The sequence below is a fragment of the Vibrio profundi genome, from assembly GCF_005281835.1.
GTDB classification, from domain to species: domain Bacteria; phylum Pseudomonadota; class Gammaproteobacteria; order Enterobacterales; family Vibrionaceae; genus Vibrio; species Vibrio profundi.
The window spans coordinates 12851-25978 of the sequence record NZ_RZIS01000001.1; the positions used below are offsets into that span (position 1 = coordinate 12851).

The 13128-nt window shown below is 44.3% G+C and carries 13 protein-coding genes; 9 read left to right on the top strand and 4 right to left on the bottom strand.

Translation table 11 applies throughout. The annotated features are described in order from the left end of the window. Positions 1-8: 8 nt before the first annotated feature. Positions 9-1187 (top strand): 2-octaprenyl-6-methoxyphenyl hydroxylase, encoded by a 1179-nt coding sequence (gene ubiH / locus ELZ11_RS00085; protein ID WP_137355347.1) that lies wholly within the window; start codon positions 9-11, stop codon positions 1185-1187. Between the two features lie 9 nt (positions 1188-1196). Then, positions 1197-2426, top strand: coding sequence for an FAD-dependent 2-octaprenylphenol hydroxylase (locus tag ELZ11_RS00090; RefSeq protein WP_137355348.1), 1230 nt, complete (start codon positions 1197-1199; stop codon positions 2424-2426). Between the two features lie 67 nt (positions 2427-2493). Here ELZ11_RS00090 and ELZ11_RS00095 read toward each other — a convergent pair whose 3' ends face one another. The 3 genes from ELZ11_RS00095 to ygfZ all read right to left on the bottom strand — a co-directional run bounded on the left by ELZ11_RS00095 (position 2494) and on the right by ygfZ (position 4701). Next, positions 2494-2700 carry a DUF1107 domain-containing protein gene (locus ELZ11_RS00095; RefSeq protein ID WP_137355349.1) on the bottom strand — a complete coding sequence of 69 codons (207 nt, stop codon included), beginning with the start codon at positions 2698-2700 and terminating at the stop codon, positions 2494-2496. Between the two features lie 560 nt (positions 2701-3260). After that, a complete protein-coding gene (locus ELZ11_RS00100; protein WP_208746681.1) occupies positions 3261-3725 on the bottom strand; it encodes an aminoacyl-tRNA deacylase in 465 nt (154 codons plus the stop codon). 1 nt (position 3726) lies between these two features. Beyond that, on the bottom strand, positions 3727-4701 hold the full coding sequence (gene ygfZ, locus ELZ11_RS00105) for a tRNA-modifying protein YgfZ (protein WP_137355351.1): 975 nt from the start codon (positions 4699-4701) through the stop codon (positions 3727-3729). Positions 4702-4868: 167 nt separating this feature from the next. Here ygfZ and ELZ11_RS00110 point away from each other — a divergent pair, with 167 nt between their 5' ends. Further along, positions 4869-5129 (top strand): FAD assembly factor SdhE, encoded by a 261-nt coding sequence (locus ELZ11_RS00110; RefSeq protein ID WP_032549815.1) that lies wholly within the window; start codon positions 4869-4871, stop codon positions 5127-5129. A gap of 402 nt (positions 5130-5531) precedes the next feature. On the opposite strand, the gene nadB is transcribed toward ELZ11_RS00110, so the two are convergent. Then, positions 5532-7142: an L-aspartate oxidase gene (gene nadB, locus ELZ11_RS00115; protein WP_137356233.1), complete on the bottom strand. Its 1611-nt coding sequence runs from the start codon at positions 7140-7142 to the stop codon at positions 5532-5534. Positions 7143-7535: 393 nt separating this feature from the next. Between nadB and rpoE the strand changes: the two genes are divergently transcribed. The 6 genes from rpoE (at position 7536) to lepB (ending at position 13114) form a co-directional block, all read left to right on the top strand. Then, the gene (gene rpoE, locus ELZ11_RS00120) at positions 7536-8114 is read left to right on the top strand and encodes an RNA polymerase sigma factor RpoE (protein WP_137355352.1); all 579 of its coding nucleotides are present in this window, start codon (positions 7536-7538) and stop codon (positions 8112-8114) included. A gap of 26 nt (positions 8115-8140) precedes the next feature. Next, entirely contained in the window at positions 8141-8782 is a 642-nt protein-coding gene (locus ELZ11_RS00125) for an RseA family anti-sigma factor (protein WP_137355353.1), read from the top strand. Then, positions 8779-9744, top strand: a complete 966-nt coding sequence (gene rseB, locus ELZ11_RS00130) for a sigma-E factor regulatory protein RseB (RefSeq protein ID WP_137355354.1) — start codon at positions 8779-8781, stop codon at positions 9742-9744. Before ELZ11_RS00125 ends, rseB begins: the two co-directional genes overlap by 4 nt. After that, positions 9741-10211: a SoxR reducing system RseC family protein gene (locus ELZ11_RS00135; protein ID WP_137355355.1), complete on the top strand. Its 471-nt coding sequence runs from the start codon at positions 9741-9743 to the stop codon at positions 10209-10211. The genes rseB and ELZ11_RS00135 overlap by 4 nt, the downstream gene beginning before the upstream one ends. Positions 10212-10326: 115 nt before the next feature. Then, positions 10327-12120, top strand: coding sequence for a translation elongation factor 4 (lepA, locus tag ELZ11_RS00140; protein ID WP_137356234.1), 1794 nt, complete (start codon positions 10327-10329; stop codon positions 12118-12120). Between the two features lie 97 nt (positions 12121-12217). After that, a complete protein-coding gene (lepB, locus tag ELZ11_RS00145; RefSeq protein ID WP_137355356.1) occupies positions 12218-13114 on the top strand; it encodes a signal peptidase I in 897 nt (298 codons plus the stop codon). Positions 13115-13128 lie beyond the last annotated feature (14 nt).

Genomic DNA, 13128 nt, shown 5'->3' on the forward strand with positions numbered 1-13128 from the left:
AGGTAACCATGGCTCAGTTTGATGTTGTCATTGCAGGTGGTGCAATGGCTGGTGCAACGTTAGCGCTGGCTCTAAATAAGCTTAGCAAAGGGTCGCTATCCATAGCGGTCGTTGAACCTTATCAAGTCGATCACCAAGCTCATCCGGGCTTTGACTCTCGCTCTATCGCTTTGTCTTATGGAACGGTTCAAATTTTGGAGTCGTTTCAGCTGTGGGATCTTATCAAGCCTGTCGCAACTCCGATTAAACATATTCATGTTTCGGATCGTAGCCATGCTGGAATGACAGGTATCACTGACGAAGACTTCAATGTAGAAGCGCTTGGTTATGTGGTAGAGCTAGCGGATGTTGGGCGTATATACCAGCAACAACTCGAAGAAGCTGATTGCATTACCTTGTTGTGCCCTGAATCCGTCAGTGAAATCGAACGTACAACTGAGCAAGTTACAATTCGCTTAGCGAGTCAGCAGCAAATACAAGCTAAATTATTGGTGGCAGCAGATGGTGCTATCTCCACGTGCTGCGAACAGCTTGGCGCACGTTTAGATGAGCATGACTTCGAGCAAGTCGCTGTGATCGCTAATATTGTCGCCAATGAGCCTCATAACGGCCGAGCTTTCGAACGCTTTACTCAACATGGCCCTGTGGCCTTGTTACCAATGAGTGACAACCGTTTATCGTTAGTGTGGTGTGTTTCTCCGGAGAATGCGGAGCAAATCATGAGCCTTAATGACGCCGCTTTCTTAACCCAACTTCAAGAAGAGTTGGGTTGGCGATTGGGTCATTTAGAAAAAGTCGGTCAACGTGCGAGTTATCCATTGGTGTTACGTCATCGACAACAAAACATTTCTCATCGTTTTGCCATTGTTGGTAATGCAGCCCAAACACTCCACCCAATTGCTGGGCAAGGGTTTAACCTCGGTATTCGAGATGTTGCGTCTTTAGCTGAAGAATTATGCCAGCAGTTAGACGATGTTGGGCAGTATCAAGGTTTGTCTCAATTTAGACAGCGCCGCGAACAAGATCGAGCATCAACCATCGCTTTGACCTCAAGTTTGGTTCACTTATTTTCTAATGATTGGCTGCCAACACGTATTGGTCGTAACTTAGGTTTGGCAGTTGTTGATAATTTCCCACCACTGAAAGGTCCACTTTTGCGTCGAACGCTAGGCCTTGTGGAAAGATAGGTAAAAAGAATGATGCAAAGTGTAGATATTGCGATTGTTGGTGGTGGAATGGTTGGCTTAGCGCTGGCCGCTGCTTTTAAAGATAGTGATTTAAGAATCGCAGTGATTGAAGGAAAGGTTCCTGATTCAGAGCTGAGCTCCTTGCCAGACGTACGAGTGTCGGCGCTGAGTCGCTCAAGTGAAACGATTCTACGTAACTTAGGTGTGTGGCAAGGTATTGAGCAGCGTCGTACGGCCCCTTACCAAGCAATGGAAGTGTGGGAGCAAGATAGCTTTGCACGTATTGAATTTGATTCAAGCCGTTTAGCGCAGGCTAACCTTGGGCATATTGTAGAGAATCGTGTGATTCAATTGGCGCTGCTGGAGCAAGTTCAAAAGCAGGACAATGTCGCAGTTCACATGCCGTGTACTTGTCAGTCAATGGCCATTGGCGAAAGTGAAGCTTGGTTAACTTTGGATAACGGGCAGTCGCTAACCGCTAAACTTGTGGTTGGCGCAGACGGCGCGAACTCTTGGTTGCGTAAACAGCAAGACATCCCTCTTACACATTGGGATTACGGGCATAGTGCGATTGTCGCGAACATTAAAACTGCAATGCCTCACGACTCCGTAGCTCGTCAGATATTCACGCCACAAGGGCCATTGGCATTTTTGCCAATGCAAGATCCGCATATGAGCTCGATTGTTTGGTCGACTGAACCAAATCGAGCGGATAAGTTAGTGGCGATGTCATCAAATGAGTTTAACAAAGCTTTGACGGCCGAATTTGATGCTAAGTTAGGCTTATGTGAAGTGGTTGGCGACAGATTCGCTTTCCCATTACGCATGCGTTACGCCCGAGACTTCGCTGTTGAACGTGTAGCGCTCGTTGGTGATGCTGCCCATACGATTCACCCGTTAGCGGGGCAAGGGGTCAACCTAGGCCTGCTAGATGCGGCTAGCTTAGCCCAAGAGATCCATAGTTTGTGGTCGAAAGGTGAAGATATTGGCTTGAAGCGTAATCTGCGCAGTTATGAACGCTGGCGCAAGGCTGAAGCGGCTAAAATGATTGCCTCTATGCAAGGCTTTAAAGATCTATTCGAAGGTGATAACCCGGCTAAAAAGCTGATTCGTGGTATTGGCATGAAGCTCGCGGGACAACTTCCTGGTGCCAAAGACGAAATAATGAAGCGTGCTCTAGGTTTAAGTGGCAACTTACCCGAGTTGGCTAAACAGCCAGCACTGAGAGCAAAGGTGTAAAGTTATCTCTGACAAAAACAACAAAGGGTTGGCAGTAGCCAACCCTTTTTAATTTTTTCGCTTTTGGTTAAGCGTATGCACAGCGCAATTTCATGATCTCTTGATTGATCTCTTTCACTGTTTGAAAGTGGCGTTTTTCTGCTCGGTCTGGCAATACTAACTTGCCGTTATCAAATTCAAATTTCCCAACACCGTAAATGTAGATTCGTCCTTTGAAAAGTCGACTTACGTGTTTAGCAATCATACCTGGTGTATAGCGCTTAAACAGTCTCATTTTATTGTCCTTATATTTACCTAGCACAGCGATTATAGAAAAACTCCAAGAGAGATATTGTGATAAGTGTGGAGTTAAATGCAGTGAATATGAATGCGATTAGATATTTGTGCTGCTGTGTGCAGTTCTTGTAGCAAATACCAATTTAAGCGTGAGCTCCTCCTCAATTTAGCATCACCTAATGAACTCCCGATATTTATCTGGTCAGTATTAAGCAATATCAATGTTACGTTTTTAAGAATAGTAGGATTTTTTTGTTTTGCGTAACAAGAAAGGTAAATACTGAGGCAAAAAAAAGCCCGTCATGAACGGGCGAATAGTCACAGATGCATTACACAAAAGTGGATAACTGATGTTACTCAGTGGATTCACTTAGGCTAGCTAGCTCTTAGCTTGTCTAAAAGCTAACCAACAAATTCAGACTATCCTAATTTAATTATTATGACTAGTTATGTTTATAAAGTGACTAATAAATCACTTATTGACTTTCAATAGCTATGACTTTACTCACATTTCTATGTAATATTTTGTTAATAACGTAGAGGGCAAGTTAGCGAAGATCACTCTTTACAGATATCGGCGAAGCTCGCTTTCGATAACTTCACAAGATCATGAAGTGAAAGCGCAACCCCCGCGAGACGATCCCCAGAGCTAATTGTCACGATCTCTTGTTGTTGAATGGAGTGATCAAATAAGATCGGGATTGGAGATTTCAGCTGCAGTGGGCCCACGGTACCAATAGCAAAGCCTGTGATCTTTTCGACATCTTGTATGTCGACACAAGTCATGCGTCTACATTGTAGTAATGCTCGTACTTTTTTGGGGTCGACACTACGATTGCCCGGTGAGCAGGCTAGGGTGTAGTTATTATCCATGTCTCGCAGCAGAATACATTTCACCATTTGCGATGGGTGGATACCTCGCTCTTGAGCGGTTTCTTCAATGGTCGTTGTAGGCTTTGATTGAAACAGCAAGTCATAATTGACTTGCTGCTGATCCAGAAACTGAGTGACGTCAGTCTGTATGTTAGGCTTCTTCATCTAAGTTGTATGGCAGTGGTTGAATGGCCCATAGGGTATTTGGCTGTTCAGATAAACGAAGCTGTACGTCATCATCTAAATTGTTGGGTAGTACAATTAACCCAATCGCTTGGTTGTCAGAATATTGATAGACATCGAGCAATTGCCCCGCGCTACGCCAGTTATCGCCAACTGCGCGTTCAAGTTCAATGCTATTACTTAGCTCAAGAGCTTGCTCAGTATTACCAGACACAATAAACATTTCTCGCTTGTTCATGCCGCGGTATTTTGCGCGAGCGACCGTTTCTTGTCCCGTGTAACAACCTTTCGTGAAGCTAATGCCACCGAGAGCTTGTAGGTTTAATGCTTGAGGAATATGTTCATTTTGATTGGCTTGAGTGACTTTTGGCTGAGCGGAAATCACATCGAAGAATCGCCACAATGCTGAATCTACTTTTTCAGCTGATGTTTCGCTAATCAGTTGCTGAGCTGCGTTTTCTGAAACAAGTAGTACCCAACGGTTCTCCTCAATACGCACAGCCGTGCCACCATCAACAATGCGCACGTTGCCTTCATCACTTGAAAGAGTTGCGATGTAATCGTCTGCTTGTGCGCCCATTACGCCAAGTGCCACGTCAGTCGTTTGCTCTATATCAACTTTAGAAAACACGGCGTATTTTTTTATCTCAGTGAGTTCGACATCAATCGCTGAACTTGGCTGTAGGAGTGCATAACCGCCATTGTGATGGAAAAGGCGGAAGATACTCCATACTTTTCCTTTTGCGTCACAATGCGCTCCTAACGTTGACTCTTGTGGTGCCAACGTAACCACGTCGCAGGTAACTTGACCTTGTAGGTAAGACTTCTTGTCGTCACCAACCATTGTGATTGCACTCCACTCCGTTAAATGAGTGAGCATCAATTCTGGTAGTGAGTCTGTTTTAGTATGAGTAAGAGGCTGAAAGTCGTTTTGCCAATCCATTTTCTATTTCCTAAGAAAGTCATTTGTCTCTATGTTAATCGCGTTATGTTTTTTTGTCAGCCTAGGTTTTTTTGCGAGCTTAGATAGGGACTGTGACTCACTTAGTAGTTGCAATGCTTCAGGATTGTTACACTCCACCCAAATAAAACATCAGGTGAGGATAACCAATGTACACTGCAGAGCAGAAAGCACGAATTAAATGGGGCTGCCGTCGTGGAATGCTAGAACTCGACGTTGTCATTATGCCGTTTTTTGAGGAATGCTTCGATTCGCTTCAAGAGCAGGAGCAACGCGATTTTGTTTCATTGCTAGAGTGTGATGACCCAGATTTATTTACTTGGGTGATGGGGCACGGACGTAGTGAAAACTTAGGTCACGCATCTATGGTTGATAAAATTGTTGCACACAACCTCAGCAAGGTTCGTTAAGCTCAAGCTAACGGGCTCTATTACTGAACATATTCTTAAAGGCACAATCACAGCGTGCCTTTTGCTATTCATTATTTTCTCTTCAATCCCTCTTGTACTCTCTTTAAGTTTAATAGCTCTCGTTATTCAGCAGCACCGTAACGATCAGTTTCTTTACCCGACTTTAACTGGGACGGCAGAATATCAACTACCGCAGACTATTGTCGTTGGTCATCACTCTTATATCATTCGCTCAAGTGTGTTGGTTGGCGCTAAGTATTTATTAGTGTTGAAGTTAACCTGTGGGCGGTCATTTATATTGTGGCGTGATAGCTGTGAAGAGGGGACGTATCGATTGTTATTGGCGAGATTGCGGGAATTAAATAAGGGAGCCGAATAGCTCCCTCATGTGTTCATTGCGAATTAATCTTGCGGAGACAGAATAGTCGGGCCGCTGTCTTCTGCTAACTCAGGGTAATCGAGAGTGTAATGTAACCCGCGACTTTCTTTACGCTGCATTGCACATCGAACCATTAGTTCCGCTACTTGGAGTAGGTTTCTTAGCTCTAGCAAGTTATTGGAAACCTTGAAATTACTGTAGTATTCATGGGTTTCTTGCTGCAGCATTTGGATACGGCGTAATGCCCGCTCTAAGCGTTTGTCGGTACGCACGATACCCATGTAATCCCACATGAATAAGCGCAGTTCGTGCCAGTTATGCTGAATGATAACTTCTTCGTCGCTGTTACTGACTTGGCTTTCATCCCATGCTGGTGGCGAATTAGGGATTTGCGTATCTTGGATATTTTCCAAAATATGTTTGGCAGCTGACCAAGCATAAACCACACATTCTAGTAACGAGTTCGATGCCATGCGGTTGGCACCGTGCAGACCTGTGTAGCTCACTTCACCAATAGCGTATAGGTTAGTTAAATCCGTTTGACCTTGTTTATCGACCATGACGCCACCGCAAGTGTAGTGAGCGGCTGGCACAATTGGGATAGGTTCTTTGGTCATATCGATACCTAAGTCCATAAGGCGAGTATGGATCATAGGGAAATGCGCGGTGATGAATTCTTCCGGCTTGTGGCTGATATCCACATACATGCAATCAGCACCCAGTCGCTTCATTTCAAAGTCGATGGCACGCGCGACGACATCACGTGGTGCGAGCTCACCGCGTTCATCGAAGTCTTTCATGAAACGAGAACCATCAGGGCGACGTAAGTACGCGCCTTCACCACGTAAAGCTTCCGTTAGCAGGAAGTTACGTGCTTCTGGATGAAATAGGCAAGTTGGATGAAATTGGTTAAATTCCATATTGGCCACTCGACAACCAGCACGCCACGCAATGGCAATACCATCACCTGAAGATACATCAGGGTTTGAAGTGTATTGGTATACTTTCGAAGCACCACCTGTCGCTAACACGACAAACTTAGCGCGTACTGTCTCGACTTGTTCTTGGTTACGGTTCCAGATGTAGGCACCGATAACTTTGTCTTTTTGACCACCAATTTTATCTTCAGTGATCAAATCGAGCGCATTATGACGTTCAAAGATTTCAATGTTAGGGTGGTTGTGAACATTGTCCTGCAATGAGGTTTGCATTGCCATGCCTGTCGCATCGGCTGCATGCAAAATACGGCGGTGACTATGACCCCCTTCACGAGTTAAGTGGTATTTAGGAGTGCCGCTGTCGTCTTTGCTTTCTTCTTGATCAAAAGGAACACCACCATCAATCAGCCACTGTACGCATTCTTTTGCGTTTTCGGCGATGAACTGCACGGTGTCTTCTTCACAGATCCCTGCGCCTGCGATTTGCGTATCTTCAACATGAGACTCGACACTGTCAGCCTCGTCAAATACGGCTGCGATACCACCTTGTGCATAATAGGTGGAACCTTCACTACGTGGGCCTTTACTTAGCACAATTACTTTCGCATGCTCGGCAACGCGCAGAGCTAACGACAAGCCTGCTGCACCACTTCCTACCACTAGCACATCACATTGATGCTCTCGGTTTGCGTTCATAAAACTTTTAAAATCCCGGTCTAAAGTAGAGTTGTTCACTCTGTTCTGATCCTGACATTATGTATTGCACATGTACCAAGTTGCTATAATTCAACTCAATAAACCTCTAACTTATGCGCAAGAAACACGTTAAATACAGTGATCAATCAATATTAGTTTGGTCATTGCCATTGCTTTTTCTATATGAGCCCCCCAGTTTTTAGGAGAGACTGATTTTTATTACATCACATTGTGAAACAATAATGGCAAATAAATTTAGAAAGTTTTGAACTTTCTAAATTCTGCTGAGTCACAATAGTGCTCATGTAGACGGTGGTGTCAATACTACATAACGCATAATTAGTGCCCATATCTGCGAAGGTAAGGGTGATAACAATAGGAGTACACGCTCGAATGAACGAGCAGCTAACCGATCAAGTATTGATTGAGCGAGTTCAGAGTGGAGATAAGCAAGCATTCAACTTATTAGTGGTGAAATACCAGAATAAAGTCTGCAATCTTATTTCTCGATATGTGAATAATTCTGGTGATGTACCTGATGTAGCGCAAGAGGCTTTTATTAAGGCTTATCGTGCAATTCCGAACTTTCGTGGAGAAAGTGCGTTTTACACGTGGTTATATCGCATTGCTGTGAATACCGCTAAAAATCACCTTGTTGCTCAGGGCCGCAGGCCGCCAGCAAGTGATGTCGATGCTGAAGACGCTGAATACTACGAAACTGGAAATGCTTTAAAAGAAATATCGAACCCAGAGAACTTAGCGCTGTCAAAAGAATTGAAGCAAGTGGTTTTTGGGGCGATAGAAGCGTTACCTGAAGATTTAAAGACTGCAATGACTTTGCGAGAGCTAGATGGCTTAAGCTATGAAGAGATTGCAGATGTGATGGATTGCCCTGTAGGAACAGTACGTTCGCGTATTTTCCGTGCACGTGAAGCGGTGGAAAAGAAAATTAAACCTCTTTTGCAACGCTAATACTTGTCATAAATATGGTGAAAAAAATGGCTGATAAACAAAAGCTTTCGGCACTCATGGATGGTGAAATGGTCGATAAAGCTCTAATTACAGAGTTAGAAAACGATCAAGAAAGCATGGATACCTGGCAGAGTTACCATTTAATTGGTGATGTTATGCGAGGCGAAGCGCCAAAATCGTCTGAATGGGATATTGCAGGCAGTGTTGCTGCTGCGTTAGAAAATGAGCCTGCACATAGTTCATTGACTAATGTCCATACTCTAAATACTGAGCCGGTTGTTACTAATGAACAGCCCCAGATGGAAGAACAACCAAAACCGAGAGAAGCGAAACGTCAACTTCCAGCGTGGCTATCTCAGTTTGGTCAAGTTGCTATGGCGGCGTGTGTCTCTTTGGCTGTTATTTTAGGGGTTCAGCAATACGGCGGTGTGGATTCCACAAACCCGCAAGCGGATGCTCTCCCTGTTTTACAAACAATTCCTTTTTCTGGCTCCGCTGAACCTGTAAGCTTGACCCGTGAATCGGTACAACAGCCAGTTTCAGAATCCAATATTCAAGAACAACGTAAGCGTGTTCACGCTTTGCTGCAAGATTACGAATTACAGCTAAGATTAAACAGTGACACATCGCAGTTTGATGATGAACACCTAGAATCGGTAGTTGAATGAAAAAAATCCTGATCAGTGCTCTGACACTGTTCAGTTTGATGACTCCTCAAGCCTTTGCAGAAGAAACAACCGCAAAGGCTTTGTTGCATCAAATGAACGAAGCCAGCCAGCATTTAAATTACGAACTTTCTTATATTCTGATTAAGAAAAACAGCATTGAACCGCTGCTTTATCGTCATGCCATCAATGAAGAACAACAGCTTGCTCACTTAGTTTACCTAAGTGGTCCTGTTCGTGAAGTGATCCGTCGCGGTAACGAAATAAGCTACATCGAGCCTGGCACGGAACCATTCACCATCGAATCCGGCAACATGGTTGCGCCTGTGATCCCAATGCTTAATAGTGATGTCGATTCACTGGATCAATTTTATGATTACGTCAAAGTTGGCCGAGCGCGTGAAGCGGGAGTCGCAACACAAGTTTTAAGGGTTGTGCCTAAAGACGGCCTTCGTTATTCCTACGTTTTGTGGATTGACGAGAAAAGTAAATTACCGTTGCGAGCAGATTTGCTGGATCGCGATGGCGAAATTCTAGAGCAATATCGCACCATTTCTTATGCAGTTAACGACAGGTTGGCGGAAGCCATGAGTGGTTTGCAATCGGCTAAGCTTCCTAAAGTATTGTCTTTGCCGGAAGGTAGTAATGTGAGCAACAGTGACTGGCAAGTCGCGTGGGTCCCAGATGGCTTTAAAGCGAAAGAGTTAAGCCGTTATCAAATGGCCGTCAGCGATCGCATGGTTGAGAGCCAATTATTTAGTGACGGCTTGTTCAGCTTTTCGGTTTATATCGCAGATAAAGATGAACATTCACTGAAAGGCCAACTTGTTCGACAAGGGCGCCGTACCTTACACAGCTTTATTTCTGGCGACAATGAAATATCCGTCGTTGGTGATATCCCGCCAGCAACGGCTCAGCGTATCGCCCAGTCTGTGAAGTTTACAAGCAAGGTCAATACCCAATGATGACGGCACTTGCTACCGTGAGTTCGGTTGAGACTCACGGTTCGCAATATTTAGTTCACCTTAGTTGCGAGCAACAAACGTCTTGCAGTAGTTGCTCGTCGCAAAAAAGCTGTGGAACCGGCATTGTGACTAAGGCTGTTGGTAACAAAGCGTTAAGCTGGCACCTTAAAACTAAGAACTTAGTTAAATCTGGTCAGATTGTCGAAATCGGTTTTCCTGAAAAAAGTCTGCTCCAATCAGCCGCGATTGTTTACCTCATTCCACTGTTTATGATGATGTTCGGAGCTGGTTTTGGGCAGCTTGTATTAGCCCCTTGGTTTGGGCTAGGTGAAGGTGTTGCGATATTATCGGCAGCGCTGTGCACCGTCGCAGGTATTTGGTTGGCGAAGCGTTTAGCCAAACCGATGGAAGAACAATCACAGCAACAAGTCGTACTTGTTCGAGTGCTCGGAGAGCCGCTCACCTAATTTATGATGCGTCTTGCAGCGAAATTGGGTAGAATCTGCCAACTTGATTGAAATGCCGTCAATGGATGGCTTTCTTATTATCCCCTATTTCAAAGAGTTTAGTCACACCAAGCCTATGAAGCACATTCGTAATTTTTCGATTATCGCCCACATCGACCACGGTAAGTCGACCCTTTCTGACCGCTTAATCCAAGTATGTGGTGGTTTAAGTGAACGTGAAATGGACGCACAAGTCCTCGATTCTATGGATATAGAACGCGAGCGCGGCATCACAATCAAAGCGCAAAGTGTGACTTTGGACTACAAAGCTAAAGATGGTGAAACTTACCAACTTAACTTCATCGATACTCCAGGACACGTAGACTTCTCGTATGAAGTATCTCGTTCTCTTGCTGCGTGTGAAGGTGCTTTGTTGGTAGTCGATGCTGGTCAAGGCGTTGAAGCTCAAACTCTAGCAAACTGTTACACCGCCATTGAAATGGATCTGGAAGTAGTGCCAATCTTGAACAAGATTGACTTACCAGCTGCAGAACCAGAGCGTGTATCTGAAGAAATTGAAGAGATCGTTGGCATTGATGCAATGGAAGCGACTCGTTGTTCAGCGAAGACAGGTCTGGGTGTCGAAGATGTTCTAGAAAACATCGTAACGGCTATCCCTGCCCCAGAAGGTGATCCTGAAGCACCTCTACAAGCGCTAATCATTGACTCTTGGTTTGATAACTACTTAGGTGTTGTTTCTCTTGTTCGTATCAAAAACGGTAAGTTGAAGAAGAACGACAAAATCAAAGTAATGTCGACAGACCAAGTTTGGGGTGTAGACCGTCTTGGTATATTCACACCGAAACAAATCGATACCACTGAGCTAAATACTGGCGAAGTAGGTTGGGTTGTATGTGGTATTAAAGATATTCTTGGTGCACCTGTAGGTGATACGCTGACGCTTGCAAAAGGCGGAAGTGAAGAGCGTCTGCCTGGTTTCCAAAAAGTGAAGCCTCAAGTATACGCAGGTCTTTTCCCTGTATCGTCTGATGATTATGAAAACTTCCGTGATGCTTTAGGTAAGTTAAGCCTAAACGATGCGTCCCTGTTCTTTGAACCAGAGAACTCAGCAGCACTTGGTTTTGGTTTCCGTTGTGGCTTCTTAGGTATGCTACACATGGAAATCATCCAGGAGCGTTTAGAGCGTGAATACGATCTAGACCTAATCACAACAGCACCAACCGTAGTATACGAAGTAGAAAAAACGGACGGTACCGTACTTTACGTTGATAGCCCTGCTAAGCTACCTGCGGTTAACGACTTACAAGAGATCCGTGAGCCTATTGCACGTTGTAATATTTTAGTGCCAGCGGAATATCTAGGTAACGTTATCACTCTTTGTGTCGAAAAACGTGGCGTGCAAGTAGACATGGTTTACCACGGTAACCAAGTTGCTGTGACATACGACCTACCAATGGCTGAAGTGGTTCTTGATTTCTTCGACCGCCTGAAGTCGACGTCTCGTGGTTACGCTTCTCTAGATTACAACTTCCACCGCTATGAGCCATCAAACATGGTTCGCGTAGACGTTCTACTAAATGGTGATACGGTTGATGCACTAGCGATCATCACGCACAAAGATAACTCTCAGTCTCGCGGCCGTCTATTGGTTGAGAAGATGAAAGAGTTTATCCCTCGTCAGATGTTCGATATTGCGATTCAAGCAGCGATTGGCAACCATATCATCGCTCGTTCTACCGTTAAGCAACTACGTAAAAACGTAATCGCGAAATGTTACGGTGGTGATGTGAGTCGTAAGAAGAAACTTCTGAAGAAACAGAAAGAAGGTAAGAAGCGTATGAAGCAGATCGGTAACGTAGAGCTGCCTCAAGAAGCGTTCCTTGCGATTCTTCATGTTGGTAAAGATTAAGTCTATTTTTGAGTAGATGAATAATTGAGAGTGAAAGAGTAGTTACTATTCTTTCACTTTCGTTATTTTTATAGAAATGAAAATTTAAGGGAAATAAATGGCTAATACGTTCTCGCTTATCCTAGTGATTGTAACTGTAGTAACTGGCATTGTTTGGGCTCTTGAAAAGCTAGTGTGGGCGAAGAAACGTCAACAAAAACTAGCGGATGTCGAGGCTCAAACGAATGGTATTGATGCTCAGTTAAGCGCTAAAGTGGTTGCTCAACCTTGGTGGGTTGAGAATAGTGTCTCCATTTTTCCTGTTATTGCTTTTGTTTTAGTTCTACGTTCATTCATTTATGAACCTTTCCAAATTCCGTCTGGCTCTATGATGCCAACGTTATTGGTGGGCGATTTCATTCTTGTAGAGAAGTACGCTTACGGTCTAAAAGACCCAGTGTGGCGCACTCAACTTGTGGAAACCGGTAAACCTGAGCGTGGTGACTCCGTTGTATTTAAGTACCCACCTCAGCCAAACATTGATTACATCAAGCGTGTAGTAGGTTTACCAGGCGATACTATTCGTTACAGCAGCCGTAAGGAAATCTGTATTCAGAAACAAGGTGAACGTAGCTGTAATCCAGTAAAACTAAGTAATGTAGAAGAAAGTCAATTTATTCAAGATGGTGTGCCTCTGATTCAGCTTAATGAGAAGCTGGGCGAGGTAGAGCATCAAATTTTAGTTAACCCATTGCGTCGTGACCGTACCGAATCGTACCAACCTCGTAACGGTGTTAATGAGTGGGTCGTTCCAGAAGGCCAGTATTTTGTGATGGGTGATAACCGTGACAACAGTGCTGATAGCCGTTACTGGGGATTTGTCCCTGAAGCTAACCTAGTTGGTAAAGCTGTAGCAATTTGGATCAGTTTCGAGTTTGAACGCGATGCAAATAGTGTATTACCATCTTGGATTCCTACTGGTGTGCGTTTTAACCGCATCGGTGGAATTAATTAATCGATCACATAACA